Origin of the sequence: Parenemella sanctibonifatiensis (assembly GCF_002250565.1) — a bacterium.
Lineage (GTDB): Bacteria > Actinomycetota > Actinomycetes > Propionibacteriales > Propionibacteriaceae > Parenemella > Parenemella sanctibonifatiensis.
Window position 1 is genome coordinate 19997 of record NZ_NMVJ01000007.1, and the last position, 15679, is coordinate 35675.

Genomic DNA, 15679 nt, shown 5'->3' on the forward strand with positions numbered 1-15679 from the left:
ATCGTGTGAACTCTTCGGAGTCCCGCATGAACTCTTGCGGACCAGGATGAACATTGCCTCCACGCGGTTGCGGCGCGCCGAGCCGTCGGCCGAATCTGGGAGAAATCTGCGCATTTTCCGGAGGAGAACTCATGTCCAACCATGCCCGCTTCCGCAGCTTGGCTGCGGTCGCCTGCGCCGCTGCGCTGCTGGGCGGACCGGCTGCTGTAGCCGTCGCCCAGCCCGGCCCCGCCCCCTTGCAGGCTGCTGATTGCACCGCGATCACCATCCTCAGCTTCAACGACCTCCACGGTCACATCGACCCCGAAGAGATCGTCCCCTTCGCTGGCACCATCGAGGAAGAGCGCGCCGCTGCCGGCGAGGAGAACACCGTGGTGGTCTCCGCCGGCGACAACATCGGTGGCAGCCCCTACATTTCCTCCAGCCAGCAGGACAACCCGACGATCGACATCCTCAACGAGTTGGAGATCGACGCCGCAGCAGCGGGCAACCACGAGTTCGACAAGGGCTGGGACGACCTCAACGGTCGCGTCTCCGAGCGGGCCAACTTCTCCTACCTCGCCGCCAACGTGCAGCTGACCGACGGTTCGCAGCCGGCCAACCTGCCGGCGTACGAGATCGTCGAGAAGCAGGGCATCCGGGTCGCCTTCGTCGGCGCCGTCACCTCAGACCTGACCTCGCTGGTCTCCCCCGCCGGCATCGCTGACCTCCAGATCAGCGACCCGGTCGAGTCCGTCAACCGTGTCGCCGGTGAGCTGCAGGACGGCGACGACAGCAACGGCGAGGCCGACGTGATCGTCGCCGTCTACCACGAGGGTGGCCCGAACTCCGGCTCGGTTTCGGAAAACCTGGACAACTCCACCTTTGCCTCGATGGTCAACGACACCGATGAGAGCGTCAGCCTCATCATCAACGGCCACACCCACCAGACCTACGCCGAGGCGTACAACGGCCGTCCGGTGATCCAGTCGACCCAGTACGCCGAAAACATCGGCAAGACCGTGCTGAGCGTTGATGCGACCGGTGCCGAGTGCGCGGCTCCGACCGTCGAGAACCTCGACCCGTCCGAGACCCCTGCCGACTCGCTGATCGGCGCGTACCCGCGCGTGGCGGCCATCAGCACCCTCGCCGAGGACGCTGCGGCGACCTCCGACGAGATCGGCCAGGAGGTCATCGGCGATGCCTCCGCACCAGTCTCACGTGGCGTGAAGGCTGACGGCTCGATGGATGATCGTGGCGCCGAGTCGACCATGACCAACTTGATCGCAAACATGTTCCGCGAGGTCCTCTCCGAGCGCACCGGCAAGGACGTCATCGGCGTCCAGAACCCGGGCGGCACCCGCGACGACTTCGACGCCGGCGAGATCACCTATGGTGAGGCCGCCGCGGTGCTGCCCTTCGCGAACACCCTGATGACCACCGACATCACCGGTGAGCAGTTCAAGACCATGCTCGAGCAGCAGTGGCAGCCCGAGGGCGCCAGCCGCCCCTTCCTCAAGCTCGGCCTGTCGAACAACGTCAGCTACACCTATGACGAGTCGCTGCCCGCCGGCGAGCGGATCACCTCGGTGACCATCGACGGCCAGCCGCTCGACCCGAACACCACGTACACCATCGGTTCGGGTAGCTTCCTGATCTCCGGCGGCGACAACTTCACCGTCCTGGCCGATGGTCAGAACTCCGCCGACACCGGTCTGGTTGACCTTGAGGCCTGGGTCCAGTGGATCGCCGACTACGACGGCGCCGTTGAGCCCGACTACCGCAAGTACGCCGTGAACGTCTCCCCGCTGCCCACCGAACTCACCGCTGGTGAGACCGTGACCTTCTCGGTCAGCGACCTCAACATCTCCGGCCTGGAGATCACCGAGGCCCAGACCCTGCAGGTCCGTATCGGCGACGACGTGGCCACGGTCGACGTCACCGACGGCGCCGCTGAGGTCACCTTCACCGTGCCCGCCGGCCTGTCCGGTGCTCAGGTCCTGACCCTGGTCAGCCCCGAGACCCAGACCGAGGTCACCCTCCCCGTCCAGGTCCTCGCCGCCGACGCCGGTGACGACGACGGCGACGACGGCGACGACGGCGACGACGGCGACAAGCCGGGTCTGCCCGACACCGGCTCGTCCACCGGTGGTGTCGCCGCCGCGCTGGTCCTCACCGTCCTGGTCGGTGCCGCCGCAGCCCGCCGGCGCTGAAGCTGAGCCGCCAGCCCGATGAGGGCGTGATCGGCTGACGCACGGCCCCGCACTCCGGTGCGGGGCCGTGCTGTGTCCCGGCCATCTTCCGTGTCCGGGCTCGCCCTGAAACGTCCCCGCCAGCGGCTGCGGATCGCACATCGCCATCCCCGACCGCCCCAGCCGGACACTCTGGGATGATGCGGGTGTGGACTTGCTGGCGGCGTACGACGCGCAGCTTCGCGCCGAGGCCGAACTGGGCGGAGCGGTGCATGTCGCGACCCACGGCCCGCTGTTCTGGGCGACCTTCCATGGCGGGCGCGGGTTCGTCACCTATCGCGATCTCGCTGGATCCGGTGATCTGGAGGCGCTGGTGACGGCAACGAAGCAACACTTCAGCCGGCACCGGTCTGTCGTCGAGGTTGAGTGGAAGGCCCGGGGCCACGACCTGACGCCGGGGTTGGAGGCGATCCTGGCTCGCCAGGGTTTCGTCGCCGGAGACGTGGAATCCGTGATGATCGGCGAGACCGCCGGGGTGCCGAGGCTACCGCCACCGGAGGGAGTGCGCCTGCGGCAGGTCCGGGCGTACGCCGACGTGGAAGCGGTGGCCCGACTGCACTCCCAAGTCTTCGCGGATCCCTACCCGCTGGATCAGCGGGTTGGCTCGTTGATGCGGCAGCTGAGGGAGAACGAGGGCCTTGAGATCTGGGCCGCAGAGGCGGACGGACTCGTGGTGAGCGCCGGCCGGCTCGAGCCAGTACCCGGGACCGATTTCGCGGGGCTCTGGGGTGGCGCAACCCTCCCGGAGTGGCGAGGGCGAGGGATCTACCGCGCTCTGGTTGCGCGGCGGGCAGACGCGTCGGCCCGCGCCGGCAAGCGCTGGCTGCATTCCGACTCGACCCCGTTCTCCCGCCCGATCCTCGAACGGTGCGGGTTTCACCGGGTCACCACGACCATCCCGTGGACTTGGCACCCCTGAAACGTCCCCGACAGCCGGTCGCCGATTGCACATGGCACACGGCAGGCCGTTCAGGCGGACATTGCGGTGGACTGCAGCAGCGGTCTGTGCAAGGCTGACGCGATGACCGCTGATCCCCAGCCGCACCGTTACGAATCCACCGCAGCATGGCGGGAGGTCGACGACTACTTCGCTGATGCGCTGGTCCACGAAGACGAGGCACTCACCGCCGCACGACAGTCGAGTTCGCGCACCACCATGCCCAACGCCGAGGTGGCGCCACATCAGGGCGCACTGCTCGGGCTGATCGCTCAGATGATCGGGGCACGGCGCGTGCTGGAGTTTGGGACCTTGGCCGGTTATTCAACGATCTGGTTCGCTCGGGCCGTCGGCAACACCGGCTCCGTCACCTCCCTCGAACTCGAGGAGCAGAACGCCACCGTTGCCCGCGCCAACCTCGCTCGGGCCGGCGTCGGCGATCGCGTGAGGGTCATCGTCGGGGACGCCACTGCCTCGGCCCGTCAGCTCATCGACGACCGAACCGAGCCCTTCGACCTGGTCTTCATCGATGCGGACAAGCCGAACAACCCCCGTTATCTGGCCGCTGCCCTCGAACTGACCGGGCCGGGCGCGGTGATCGTCATCGACAATGTCGTGCGCAACGGCGCGGTCACCGACGCCGACAACACCGATCCGCGGGTCACGGGCGTACGCGCCGTCGTGGCCGACATCGCCGCCCATCCGGGACTGTCGGCGACGGCACTCCAGACTGTCGGCGTCAAGGGCTGGGACGGACTCATCCTGGCGCGCCGGCTCTGAAACGTCCGCGCCAGCCGGTTGCCGGTTGCGCATGGCACTCGGCGACCCGCTGGCGCGGACGTTTCAGGGCGAGCCTCAGCTCTGGGAGATGGTCACTTCGTACAGGTGGGTCTCGTCGACCGTGTAGAGCTTGCCGGTGGCGGCAACGCTCAGCCGCTTGAGGGCGTGTCCGTCGTCGAGCACCTGCCAGGATTCGGTGGCCGGATCGAGCGCGAACAGCTTGTTGTCGGCCAACCCGTAGAGCAGCCCGTCGCTGGGATGGCTGACCAGCGTGCAACCCGAACCCCAAGGCGATCCGGTGCCGCCCATGCCGTGGGCGATGGTCGTGGTGACCGTCCGTGATTCGATGTCGAAGGCGAAGAAGGAGCCGCTCTTGGTGATGCCCCAGACCTGACCGTCAGCACCCAGCGCGAGCTCACAGATGGTGTCATTCTTCGCGACCGGCACCACATGGTGCACCAGCGAGCCGGCGTCCGGGTCGAAGACCAACAGCTCGGCGTCTCCGGAGCCGTTCGGGCTGGAGAGGCCACCGCGGATCGAACTGCCGGCGTACACCAGACCATCCGGTCCCCACAGCACCGCGACGACGCTGTGACGATCGATGAGGTCGCGGTACACCTGGCGGCTGCCGTCTGCTTCGACGATTGTCAGCGCACCACCGGTGACGCCATAGTCCGCCACGGTGCCCATCGCATACCGGGTGCCGTCCCCGTCGGCGGCGACGATGCGGTCCTGGGCCTCCGCCTTGAGATTGAAGTCCAGCGCAGGGTTGGTCCCGAAGTCCCATTCTTGGGCCGGGTCGCCGCTGTGGACCAGCGCACCGGGATAGCTGCCCAGCAACAGTTGGGAGCCAACGGTGAACACGGTGTCGACCTGACCCGGGCTGGACAGTTGCTCGCTGGTCCCCGCGACCGGGTCGAAGCGTGTCGTGACGCCGGGCCCCAGATAGGTCGGCACGTACACGCGGCCATCCGGGCCGACGCCCAGTGAGTTGGTGGTGAGTGGCGCCCCCTCGACGACGGTGTCGAAGAACTCGTGCTCGCCGCTGGCCGGGTCGAAGCTCCAGAAGGAGCCGTCATTGTTGCCGCCGTAGAGCATCGGCCGAGCTGTCCGGCCGCGGCCCACCATCATCATCTCCAAGGTCCGATGACTGCCGGTCTCCTCCAACCCGGTGTCGATCCACCCGGTTGCGGTGACCTTGCCGGTGGCGGAGTTGAACTCGTGGATCTCGCCCTCCGACTTGTACCAGACCCGACCGTCGGGGGTCGCCTGGGTGATCGGCCCGTTGAGGCTCAGGAAGGTGGGGATCCCGCCGTCGTGGACCCAATCCTCGGCTTCGGTGTCCCAGAACAGCACATTGGTGCCACCCTCCAGACCCGGCGAGAATGCCATCGCCACCAGCGAGCCGATCCGGCGGAACCAGTAGAAGTAGGTGAGCCGCTCGTCATACTCCTGGGGCAGCGGCAGCTCGGTCTTCTCACCGGTCTCGATGTCAATCTTGACGGCGTGGCCCTGCCCGATGCCGGTGCCCACGTACAGGTTGCCGCCGACCTTCTCGAAGCCCCAGGCGTACGTGTCGGTGCCCTCGGCGACCTTGCCGTAGTCACGGGTCTCCCCGGTGACGAGGTTGTACGCAAAAGCCTTGGCTCGCGGGTAGGTGCAGCCGTACATCATGTCGCCGTCGACCCGCAGGTTACGGGTGACCGCGTCTCCGGTGGGGCTTTCGACGAGGAACTCGACGTCGTTCAGTTTCGGGTCGTAGCGGTAGACCAGGGTGCTCTTCCCATCCCGGACCGTCAGATAGACCCGGCCGTCGTCGGCGACGCTGGGGTAACCGCCGACCGACTTGGGCGGCAGCGGGAAGGAGCCAACGAGCTCCCCGGTCTCGGTGTCAAGCACGTTGAAGGACACCGGATTGCCGTCGGACAGCAGATAGAGCAGCGGGGTCCGGCGAAGCGAGGGACCGATCGCGCCCGAGCGCACATTGCGTTCCGTGGCCACGACGCCGCGATCGGCAACGTGGGCGGTGAGACCGAGGTCGGCCTCGGCGGCGTACGCGCGGCTGGTCAGGCCGGGCAGTCCGACCAGGCCGACGCCGGTGAGAGCGCCGGCAGCGAGAAGACCGCGCCGACTGAGGTTGAAGGGCTGAACAGGGCTGGGCTGGGCAGGGGTTGGACGGTCGTTGTCCATGGTCATCATCTCCGATGCTGGGGGTTTCCCCAGCATAGAAATCGGTTCCCGATGGGTCAAGAGCGCCGCCCTGAAACGTCCACCCCGGTCGATCATCGATCGCGTATTGCCAGCGGCGACGCGCACCGGCGGACAGTTCGGGGCGAGATGAAACGAGCGGAGCCAAGGGCCCCGAGGGCAGGGACCCGCAACACCAAGGAATCGGGCAGGCTGGATCGGGCAGGCGAAGAGAGTCCGGAGGCACCACGCGCTCGGCGCCGCCCCTCGGAGAGGGACGGCGCCGAAACGACAGGGCTGGCGAGGTCAGGCCAGGGAGGCAACCCAGGCCTGGTGGAGGGCGGCGTAGCGGCCGCCTTCGTCCTGGATCAGTTCCGCGGGGCTGCCGTCCTCGAGGATCTGGCCGTGTTCCAGCACCAGCACCCGATCGGCGACCTCGACGGTCGACAACCGGTGCGCGATGATCACCGCCGTCCGGTCCGCGAGGATCGTGTTGAGGGCACGCTGCACCAGCCGTTCACTGGGTACGTCGAGGCTCGAGGTGGCCTCGTCCAGGATCAGCACCGCCGGATCCGCCAGGAACACCCGGGCGAAGGCGACCAGCTGCCGCTGCCCCGCCGACAACCGCGACCCGCGCTTCTCCACCGAGGTGTCATAGCCCTGCGGCAGCGCCGAGATGAACTCGTGCGCGCCCACGGCCCTGGCCGCCGCCTCGATGTCGGCCTGACTGGCGCCGGGCCGCCCGAAGGCGATGTTGTCCCCGACCGACCCGTCGAACATGAAGTTCTCCTGGGTCAGCATCACGACGGCACGGCGCAGATCTGCCTCGGACAGTTCCCGCAGCGGTACGCCGTCCAACCGCAGGTCGCCCTCGTTGGGGTCGTAGAAGCGGCTGATCAGCTTCGCAATGGTGGTCTTGCCGGCACCGGTCGTGCCGACCAGCGCAACCGTCTGCCCCGCCGGGATGTGCAGGTCCAGGTCCGGCAGCACCGGCCGGTCCTCGACATAGGCGAAGTGCACGTGGTCGAAGTCGACCTTGCCGTGCGCGTGCGGCAGCGGCGTCGGATCGGTCGGCTCGGCGACCTCCGGCTCCTCCTCCAGCACACCGGAGATCTTCTCCAGTGCCGCGCTGGCGGACTGGAAGGTGTTGTAGAACTGGCTGATCTCCTGCATCGGCTCGAAAAACATCCGCAGATAGAGCAGGAAGGCCGTCAGCGTTCCGACGGTCATCGTGTCGTCCGCCACGAACAGACCGCCGATGATCAACACCGCGCCGATCGCGAGGTTGCCGATCAGCTTGATGCTGGGCATGAAGATCGCGACGTTGTGCATCGCCTCGACGTTGGAGTCGGCGTACTTCACTGCGACATCGGTGAAGATCTGCTGGTTGCGAGGTTCACGTCGGTATGCCTTGACCGCCTTGATGCCCGACATCGTCTCGACGAACTGCACGATCACCAGCGCCGCGAGCTCACGCACCCGCCGGTAGGTCCGGGTGCTCGCCCGGGAGAACCAGCGCAGCAGCAGCACGATGAAGGGGAAGGTCACCAGACAGATCAGGCCCAGCCGCGGGTCGAGATAGATCAGGATCACGCCGACACCGACGAGCGTCAGCGCCGCCGTGATGAGGCCATCGATACCGCTGACGAGGAGCTCGGACAGCGAGTCGATGTCGTTGGTCATCCGGGAAATCACCCGGCCCGAGGTGTACCGGTCGTGGAACTTCACGTCGAGCTTCTGGAAGTGCCGGTACTGCCGCCGTCGGATCGTCCGCAGCATCTCCTGCGCCATCCGGCCGGACAGGCGTACGAAGGTCACTCGCCCGATCGCCTGAATCGCCAGCGCCACCGTCATGATGACGACGGTCGTGATGATCTCCGACGCGTTGCCGTTGTCCATCAGCGGCGGCACGCCCACGTCGATACCGCGTCGCACCAGCAGCGGCACGGACAGCCGTGCAGCCTCGCTGAGGAGGACCGCGATGACAAGGATCCACAGATACTTCAGCCACGGCTGGATCAGCTCACCGAGCAGGCGGCGACTGCGCTGCTTGAGCACGACTGATCCGCGCTCGCTGATCTCCTGTTTGCCCTCGGCGGCGATACCGCGCCAGGCCTCCAGGTCGGCGACGGTGGGCTGGCTCCGGGTACGCCGGTCGCGCAGCTTGCCCAGCAGTCCGGTCGTGGCCGGGTCCTGCTCGGTGTGAACCTCGGTACGGTCATCGGTGGAGGTGCTCATGCCAGATCTCCTACCCGCTCGCCGGCGAGCTCTTGCTCAGGATCGAACTCCGCAGACAGGAGTTCTCGGTACGCCGGGACGTTCGCCAGCAGGTCGCTGTGCGTCCCGACGTGGGTGATGGTGCCTTCCTGGAGCAGCGCCACCCGGTCGGCCAGCATCACCGTGGAGGCACGATGCGCGACCACGATCGAGGTGGCGTGCCCGAGCACCGACCCCAGCGCTTCCTCGACCAGGGCCTCGGTGTGGATGTCCAGCGCCGACAGGGTGTCATCGAGCACCAGGACGGTCGGCTCGACGAGCACCGCACGGGCGAGCGCGAGGCGCTGCCGCTGGCCACCGGACAGGCTCATGCCTTGCTCCCCGATCCGGGTGTCAAGACCCCAGGGCAGGTCGTACACGAAGTGGGCTTGGGCGATGTCAACGGCGCGGGCGACCTCCTCGTCGGTGGCATCCGGGTTGCCGAGGGTGAGGTTCTCCCGGGCCGACATGGAAAACAGCGTCGGCTCCTCGAAGGCGGTGGCCACGTTGGTACGAAGGTCGGCCAGGTCGAGGTCGCGGATGTCATGGCCGTCGAGCAGGATGCTGCCGCCGGTGACGTCGTAGAGCCGGGCCACCAGACCGGTCATGGTCGACTTGCCCGAACCGGTGCCGCCAACCAGCGCCAAGGTCTCCCCGGGCTCGAGGGTGAGGTTGATGTCGTGCAGGACGTCGTGGTCACCGTCGGGGAACTGGAAGCTGACGTTGTCGAACTCGAGTCGACCGGTCGCGCGGCCCAACCGGGTCGGTCCACCGACGATGGTGAGTTCGGAGTCGAAGATGTCGCAGACTCGGTCGGCCGCGGTCATGGCGTCCTGCATCATCGACAGGATGTTGCCGAGCTGGGTGACCGGGCCCACCAGCAGCAGCAAGAGGTTGATGAAGGCGACCAAGGTGCCAAGGGTGACGGCGTGCTGAGCGGCCGCGACGGCACCGGCACCGAGCACGAGAATCATCGTGATGCCGGGGATGATGGCGAGGAAGGTCCAGAACTTCGACGTCAGCTGGACCCGCTTCATGGAGGTCTCGTAGAGGGCATCGGCCCGCTCGTCGAACTTGGCGACCATGTGGTCGCGGCGACCGAACGCCTTGACCACCCGCAGGCCTTGGATGCCCTCCTCGACCGAGGAGGCGACGTCGCCGGTCTGGTCCTGGATCTTGCGGGACAGCTTGACGTACGCCCGCTGGTTCTTCATGACGACGTAGACGACGGGGATGATCGAGATCAGCACGATCACGCCCAGCGGCCAGTACATCGACAGCAGCAGGATGATCACCGCGGCGATCTGGACGGTGGAGGTCAGCAGGAAGACCAGACCGAAGGAGAGGAATCGGCGTACGACTCCGAGGTCAGTCATCATGCGCGACAGCAGCTGTCCGGACTGCCAGCGGGCGTGGAAGGCCATCGGCAGTTTCTGGAGGCGGGCATGCATCTCGAGCCGGATGCCTGCCTCCATGCCCATCGTGTAGCGGCCGGTGATCCACCGCCGGCCGAACAGCAGCACGGCTTCGGCGATGCCCAGGCTCAGGGCGCCGAGGCCCATCGCGAGGATGCCGGCGCGGTCGTGGCCGGCGATGGGACCGTCGATGACGGCTCCGGTGACCAACGGGATGAGGATGCCGCAGGCGATGCCGGTGGCAGAGAAGAAGAGCATCCAGGCGAAGCGCCCCAAGAAGGGGTACATGTACTTGCGCAGCCGCCACAGCGACGTCTGCGGCCGGGCCTTCTCGGGTCGGTCGGACAGTCGGGGCGGCTGGACCAACGCCGTGTCATAGAGCTGATGGAGGTAGGCCGCACCCCCACTGTCAGCTGATTGTTCTGGCGTGTCCGGACGTGTTGCCGCAGGGGCGGACATGAAGGAACCTCGTGCGTCCTCGTGGTGGGTGCTCGCCGTTGCCACCCGGCGGCCGGCGGGCCACACCCGCGGAACTTCCCTCGGGTGCTCATTGAGCCTAGGCCAGCGGGACGCAGAGTCAAGTTTGTTTCGGCAACTAAATACCTCTCATTGCGAATCTCACTGTCACTGCAAGCCTGAATCACCGATTGTCATGATTCGCGAGCGATCGATGGCGATTCACTCAGCGCCGAAGGCGATTCACTCAGCGCCGAAGGCGATTCACTCAGCGCCGAAGGCGATTCACTCAGCGCCGAAGGCGACCCGAAACCCGGTGTGCCCCAGCGTGGTGTCCGGCTCCGTCTGCGTACGCGCGGCCACCCGATAGCGATTGCAGTAGGAGCGGTGACACAAGTAGGAGCCGCCCCGCACCACCCGCGCGGTGCCGCGCGGCGGACCCGTCGGATCCACCCGAGTACGTTCCTGGTCACGTCGGTGCCAGTGCGGCGAGAACCAGTCCGCGGTCCATTCCCAGACATTGCCCGAGGTCTCGTACAGACCCAGCCCGTTGGCGGGGAAACTGCGCACCGGCGCGGTGCCCAGCCAACCATCGTCACCGCTGTTGCTGCTCGGGAACGTCCCCTGCCACAGGTTTGCCCGGTGCTCGCCACCGGGGGTGAGCTCGTCACCCCACGGATAGCTGGCCTGCTCCAGCCCGCCACGGGCCGCCTTCTCCCACTCCGCCTCGGTGGGCAGCCGGCCACCGACCCAAGCGGCGTACGCGCTGGCGTCCCGATGGGACACGTGGACCACCGGATGGTCCGGCTCGGCGGCTGAACCGGGTCCGCCCGGATGGCGCCAGTCCGCACCGCGTACGCCCAGCCACCACGGCGTCTCGGGCACCTGACCCTCGACGACCGCGTCCTCGGCGCCCGGCGCCAGCAGGTGGTGGAAGACGAAGGACCAGCCGTACCTCTCGGCGTCGGTGCGGTGGTCGGTCGCCTCGACGAAGGCGGCGTACTCGGCCACCGTCACCGCGGTCGCCCCGATCCGGAACTCACCCACCTCGACCTGGCGCAACGGCCCCTCGCCGTCGGCCGGGAACCCTTCGGGCGCCTCGCTGCCCATGACGAACGGGCCGGCTGGCACGCTCACCAGCTCGCCGGGGTGACTGCCGCTCGCGCCTTCCCCCGCCACTGACCCGGGCATCACCTGGTCGCCGGCACCGGGCGTAAGCCGGTCCGGCTGCGGTCCGCAGCAGCTGCTCAGGCCGTCTCGCCGGTCAATGCCCACACCAGCACCGCCTTGATGGAGTGCATCCGATTCTCTGCCTGGTCGAAGATCACCTCGGCGTTGGCCTCGAAGACCTCGTGGGTGATCTCGAGCTCGGTACGCCCGGTGCTGTCGTGGACCTCCTGCGCCAGGGTGGTGCCGAGGTCGTGATAGGCGGGCAGGCAATGCATGGCCTTGACCTGGTCGTTGCCGGTGGCTGCCATCGCGGCCGCATTCACCTGGTAGGGCGACAGTTGCTCGATCCGTTCCTCCCAGACCTCGGCGGGCTCACCCATCGAGACCCACACGTCGGTGTGGAGGAAGTCACAGTCGGCCACCCCTTCGGCCACGTTGTCGGTCACCCGCAGCGTCGCGCCGGTCTCGGCGGCGATCCCCTCAGCCAGCGCGACGACCTCGGCTTCCGGCTGCAGACCCGACGGGCCCACCAGGCGTACGTCATGTCCCATCAGGGCGCCGGCCACCAGCAGCGAATTGGCGACGTTGTTGCGGGCATCGCCGAGGTAGGCGTAGCTGATCCGCTCCTTGCCGCAGTGCTCGGCCATGGTGAGCATGTCGCACAGGCTCTGGGTCGGATGCCATTCGTCGGTGAGGCCATTGAGGACCGGCACCCCGGCGTACGCCGCCAGCTCGCTGACCCGTTCCTGGCCGAAGCCGCGGTATTCGATCGCGTCGTACATCCGACCCAACACCCTGGCGGTGTCAGGGATGGATTCCTTGTGGCCGATCTGGCTGCCGCGGGAGTCGAGATAGGTGGTGGCCGCACCTTGGTGGGCGGCGGCGACCTCGAAGGCGGAGCGGGTCCGGGTGGAGGTCTTCTCGAAGATCAGCGCGATGGTGCGGCCCAGCAGACGCTGCTGTTCATTCCCGGCTCGACGCTCGGCCTTGAGGAAGGCCGAGAGGTTGACGAGGGAATGCCACTGCGCGGGCGTGAAATCGGCCTCGCGCAGGAAGTGCCGCTGATCCATGCGTTCACCCTAGTTGTTGGCCGGGTGCGAGGCAGCCGGTGACCCGCGAGGCCCATGGGGCACCTGAGCCCGCGGTCTGTCCCAAGGCGCACAATGGTTGCCATGCGCACCCTGCTGCAACTCATTGCCACCGGCCTGGCGGTCGCCGCCGCGACCTTGCTGGTGCCGGGCATCATGCTGGCACCGGGCGATGCCCAACAACAACTGCTCACCATCAGCCTGGTCGCGGTCATCATGGCGTTGGTCAACCTGATCGTGAAGCCAGTCATGAAGTTCCTCACCGGCTGCCTGATCATCCTCACCTTGGGCCTGTTCCTGTGGGTGGTCAACGCCTGCATGCTGATGCTGGTGTCGTGGGCATGTGCCCAGTTCGGGATCGGGTGGAGCGTGGCTGACTGGCCCGCCGCCTTCCTCGGCGCCCTCGTGATCTCGCTGGTGACCGCGCTGCTGACGTGGGTGTACAAGCGGCAGGACGACTGATCACGACAGTGACCTGCCGCTGGCCCCGTCTGCCACGATGGGTGCCATGCGAGTCCTGACGATCTGCCACGGCAACATCTGCCGCTCCCCGATGGCCGCCATGGTGCTGGCCGATGCCCTCCGCTCCGAGGGCTTGGACGCCGAGGTGACCAGCGCCGGTGTCTCCGCCGAGGAGTCCGGCAACCCGATTGACCCGCGCGCCCGGCGTACGTTGGAACGTCACGGCATCCCCGTCACCGACCACGTCGCCCGACAGGTCACCGCCGCCGATCTGGCCGACGCCGACCTCGTCATCGCGATGACGCCTGGCCACCTGCGGCAGCTCGACGCCATCAATGGCGCCCCGGTGGAGCAGGCGGTGCTGCTCACCTCCTTCGATCCCAATGCCGAGCCGGGTGCCCCGGTGCCGGACCCGTGGTACGGCGACGAGTCCGATTTTGAGGACACGCTGACCGCGATCCGTGCCGCGCTGCCCGGGATCGTCTCGCAGGTCCGCGCCGAGGACTGACCCCAAGATCGGCGACCGGGCCCGGTCAGAGGGGAAATCTTGGCCGTGAAGTGGCAGTCTTGACCCATGCAGCAGCAGACCATTCTCGTCGTTGACGACGATCAGGCTGTCCGCGACAGTCTGGCTCGGTCGCTGAAGTACAGCGGCTACGAGGCGATCACCGCCAACGACGGCGTGGACGCGCTGGCGATGCTGTCCTCCCACCGCCCCGACGCGATCATCATGGACGTGATGATGCCGCGGCTGGACGGCCTGGAGACCACCCGGATGCTCCGCGCCAACGGCAACGACGTGCCGATCCTGGTCCTGACCGCCCGCGACGCGGTCGGGGACCGGGTCGACGGCCTGGATGCCGGCGGCGACGACTACATGGCCAAGCCGTTCGCGCTGGACGAGTTGTTGGCGCGGCTGCGGGCATTGGTACGCCGGGTGCGCCCCAGCGAGGAACGCGAGCACGACAAGTTGCTCAGCTTTGATGACCTGTCGATGGATCTGCAGACCCGCGAGGTGCGGCGCGCCGGCCGCAAGATCAGCCTGACGCGGACCGAATTCGCCCTGCTGCAGACCTTCATGGAGCATCCGCGCCGGGTCTTGGAACGCAGTTGGCTGCTCAACGAGGTCTGGGGTTTCGACTTCCCCACCAACGCGAACTCCCTCGAGGTCTACATCGGCTACTTGCGCCGCAAGACCGAGGCTGAGGGCGAGACCCGACTCATCCACACCGTGCGGGGCATCGGGTACGCCCTGCGCGACTCTCCCCCGTGATCGGTCGCTGGCTGCGCCAGCAACGGTCCCTGCAGCAACGCGTCGCCATCCTCGCGGCGCTCGCCGTGGCCGCTGCCGTGCTCATCACCGGCGGGTCGGCCTGGTTGACCGCTCGGATCTCGCTCTATGACCAGCTTGACCAGGAGTTGCAGTCGCTGGCGGTGTTGACCAGCCAGAGCATCTCCCAGGACCTGTCCACCATGGGCGGCCTCAACGCCGATGCGCTGCGCACCGCCAATGTCACCATCGTCGTGGTGCGCGCCGACGGGCAGCAGTTGCACGTGCCCGGCGTACGCCAGTTGGACGTCGGCCCGGCCGAAGTCGCAGTGGCCCGGCTCGGCTCTGGGTCCTCGTCGCGTACCGGTCAGGCCGGCGACGGCGAGGAGTTCCGCATCGTCGCGGTCCCGATGGAGGTCGCCAACAGCCCGGAGCGGTATGCCCTGGTGATCGGCCGATCACTCGCCCCGACCAGCGGTCTGCTGCGCGCAATGACGGTGATCGTCTTCATCGGCGGCACCCTCGGTGTCGGGGTGGCAGCCGCCGCGGGTGCCTGGATCGCCCGCTCCTCGCTGCTGCCGGTACGCCGGCTCTCCGAGGCGGTGGGCCGGATCACCCGCACCGACGAGTTGGAACCGATCGCGGTGGAGGGCGACGACGAGTTGGGCCGGCTCACCCGCTCCTTCAACACGATGTTGCGGTCGCTGTCCTCTTCCCGCGACCGGCAGCAGCGCCTGATCGCCGACGCCAGCCATGAGCTGCGTACGCCGCTGACCAGCCTGCGCACCAATGTCGAGTTGCTGGTGGCCGACGAACGGACCGGGATGCTGCCGCCCGGCGCCCGCCGCGAGATCCTGCAGGACATCGCCGCGCAGCAGGTCGAGTTCACCACCTTGGTCAACGACCTGGTGCAGCTGGCCCGCGACGACAAGGTCCACACCGAGCCCGAACCGGTCGACATGACCCGGGTGATCTCCCATGCCCTCGAACGGGCCCGGCGCCGCGGCCCGCACATCACCTTCGAGGTGAATCTGGCGCCGCTGCACCTGATGGGCGACCCGGAGTCGCTGGAACGGGCGATGACCAACCTGCTGGACAATGCAGTGAAGTTCTCCCCCGCCGACGGCACCATCCGGGTGTGGATGGAGGGCACCTCCATCCACATCGCCGACGAGGGGCCGGGCATCAGCGAGGCGGACGCGCCGAAGGTCTTCGACCGGTTCTATCGCTCCGACCTGTCCCGCAACACTCCCGGTTCGGGCCTGGGCCTGTCGATCGTCAAGCAGGCCATCAACTCCCATGGCGGCACCGTGTCGGTGCACCGCGCCCACCACCGCGACGGCAGCGAGGCCGGAGCCGAGTTCGTCGTCACGCTGCCCGGCACCCGACGTCGCAACGACCTCTACGACGACTGACGGACGCGCGCG

Annotated in this window: 12 protein-coding genes; 7 read left to right on the forward strand and 5 right to left on the reverse strand. The window is 67.6% G+C overall.

Features of this window, described 5'->3' with window-relative positions:
* Positions 1-131 precede the first annotated feature (131 nt).
* The 3 genes from CGZ91_RS08305 to CGZ91_RS08315 all read left to right on the forward strand — a co-directional run bounded on the left by CGZ91_RS08305 (position 132) and on the right by CGZ91_RS08315 (position 3948).
* Positions 132-2192 (forward strand): bifunctional metallophosphatase/5'-nucleotidase, encoded by a 2061-nt coding sequence (locus CGZ91_RS08305; protein ID WP_094454223.1) that lies wholly within the window; start codon positions 132-134, stop codon positions 2190-2192.
* 187 nt (positions 2193-2379) lie between these two features.
* Complete coding sequence (locus tag CGZ91_RS08310; RefSeq protein WP_229116525.1) at positions 2380-3150, forward strand: GNAT family N-acetyltransferase; 771 nt, start codon at positions 2380-2382, stop codon at positions 3148-3150.
* A gap of 102 nt (positions 3151-3252) precedes the next feature.
* The gene (locus CGZ91_RS08315) at positions 3253-3948 is read left to right on the forward strand and encodes an O-methyltransferase (RefSeq protein ID WP_094454582.1); all 696 of its coding nucleotides are present in this window, start codon (positions 3253-3255) and stop codon (positions 3946-3948) included.
* 75 nt (positions 3949-4023) lie between these two features.
* Here the strand turns inward: CGZ91_RS08315 and CGZ91_RS08320 are convergent, their stop codons facing one another.
* The 5 genes from CGZ91_RS08320 to argF all read right to left on the reverse strand — a co-directional run bounded on the left by CGZ91_RS08320 (position 4024) and on the right by argF (position 12502).
* Positions 4024-6138 (reverse strand): NHL repeat-containing protein, encoded by a 2115-nt coding sequence (locus CGZ91_RS08320; protein ID WP_144276838.1) that lies wholly within the window; start codon positions 6136-6138, stop codon positions 4024-4026.
* Positions 6139-6441: 303 nt separating this feature from the next.
* On the reverse strand, positions 6442-8373 hold the full coding sequence (locus tag CGZ91_RS08325; protein ID WP_094454227.1) for an ABC transporter ATP-binding protein: 1932 nt from the start codon (positions 8371-8373) through the stop codon (positions 6442-6444).
* The gene (locus CGZ91_RS08330; RefSeq protein WP_094454584.1) at positions 8370-10265 is read right to left on the reverse strand and encodes an ABC transporter ATP-binding protein; all 1896 of its coding nucleotides are present in this window, start codon (positions 10263-10265) and stop codon (positions 8370-8372) included. Before CGZ91_RS08330 ends, CGZ91_RS08325 begins: the two co-directional genes overlap by 4 nt.
* Before the next feature lie 282 nt (positions 10266-10547).
* A complete protein-coding gene (locus CGZ91_RS08335) occupies positions 10548-11453 on the reverse strand; it encodes a formylglycine-generating enzyme family protein (protein ID WP_094454586.1) in 906 nt (301 codons plus the stop codon).
* A 56-nt stretch (positions 11454-11509) separates the two neighbouring features.
* The gene (argF, locus tag CGZ91_RS08340; protein WP_094454229.1) at positions 11510-12502 is read right to left on the reverse strand and encodes an ornithine carbamoyltransferase; all 993 of its coding nucleotides are present in this window, start codon (positions 12500-12502) and stop codon (positions 11510-11512) included.
* A gap of 102 nt (positions 12503-12604) precedes the next feature.
* On the opposite strand from argF, the gene CGZ91_RS08345 reads away from it, so the two are divergent.
* From CGZ91_RS08345 to CGZ91_RS08360, 4 genes are all read left to right on the forward strand, one after another.
* The gene (locus CGZ91_RS08345; protein ID WP_229116204.1) at positions 12605-12982 is read left to right on the forward strand and encodes a phage holin family protein; all 378 of its coding nucleotides are present in this window, start codon (positions 12605-12607) and stop codon (positions 12980-12982) included.
* A 46-nt stretch (positions 12983-13028) separates the two neighbouring features.
* Positions 13029-13490 carry a low molecular weight protein-tyrosine-phosphatase gene (locus tag CGZ91_RS08350; RefSeq protein WP_094454231.1) on the forward strand — a complete coding sequence of 154 codons (462 nt, stop codon included), beginning with the start codon at positions 13029-13031 and terminating at the stop codon, positions 13488-13490.
* Between the two features lie 66 nt (positions 13491-13556).
* Positions 13557-14255, forward strand: a complete 699-nt coding sequence (locus CGZ91_RS08355) for a response regulator transcription factor (RefSeq protein WP_094454233.1) — start codon at positions 13557-13559, stop codon at positions 14253-14255.
* Positions 14252-15667, forward strand: coding sequence for a HAMP domain-containing sensor histidine kinase (locus CGZ91_RS08360; RefSeq protein ID WP_094454235.1), 1416 nt, complete (start codon positions 14252-14254; stop codon positions 15665-15667). Before CGZ91_RS08355 ends, CGZ91_RS08360 begins: the two co-directional genes overlap by 4 nt.
* Positions 15668-15679: the final 12 nt, after the last annotated feature.

Excerpts from the sequence above, each read along its gene's own strand:
- CGZ91_RS08305 (WP_094454223.1), top strand. The coding sequence starts at position 132 with ATGTCCAACCATGCCCGCTTCCGCAGCTTGGCTGCGGTCGCCTGCGCC.
- CGZ91_RS08315 (WP_094454582.1), top strand. The coding sequence starts at position 3,253 with ATGACCGCTGATCCCCAGCCGCACCGTTACGAATCCACCGCAGCATGG.
- CGZ91_RS08320 (WP_144276838.1), bottom strand. The coding sequence starts at position 6,138 with ATGGACAACGACCGTCCAACCCCTGCCCAGCCCAGCCCTGTTCAGCCC.
- CGZ91_RS08325 (WP_094454227.1), bottom strand. The coding sequence starts at position 8,373 with ATGAGCACCTCCACCGATGACCGTACCGAGGTTCACACCGAGCAGGAC.
- CGZ91_RS08330 (WP_094454584.1), bottom strand. The coding sequence starts at position 10,265 with ATGTCCGCCCCTGCGGCAACACGTCCGGACACGCCAGAACAATCAGCT.
- CGZ91_RS08335 (WP_094454586.1), bottom strand. The coding sequence starts at position 11,453 with ATGCCCGGGTCAGTGGCGGGGGAAGGCGCGAGCGGCAGTCACCCCGGC.
- argF (WP_094454229.1), bottom strand. The coding sequence starts at position 12,502 with ATGGATCAGCGGCACTTCCTGCGCGAGGCCGATTTCACGCCCGCGCAG.
- CGZ91_RS08345 (WP_229116204.1), top strand. The coding sequence starts at position 12,605 with ATGCGCACCCTGCTGCAACTCATTGCCACCGGCCTGGCGGTCGCCGCC.
- CGZ91_RS08350 (WP_094454231.1), top strand. The coding sequence starts at position 13,029 with ATGCGAGTCCTGACGATCTGCCACGGCAACATCTGCCGCTCCCCGATG.
- CGZ91_RS08355 (WP_094454233.1), top strand. The coding sequence starts at position 13,557 with ATGCAGCAGCAGACCATTCTCGTCGTTGACGACGATCAGGCTGTCCGC.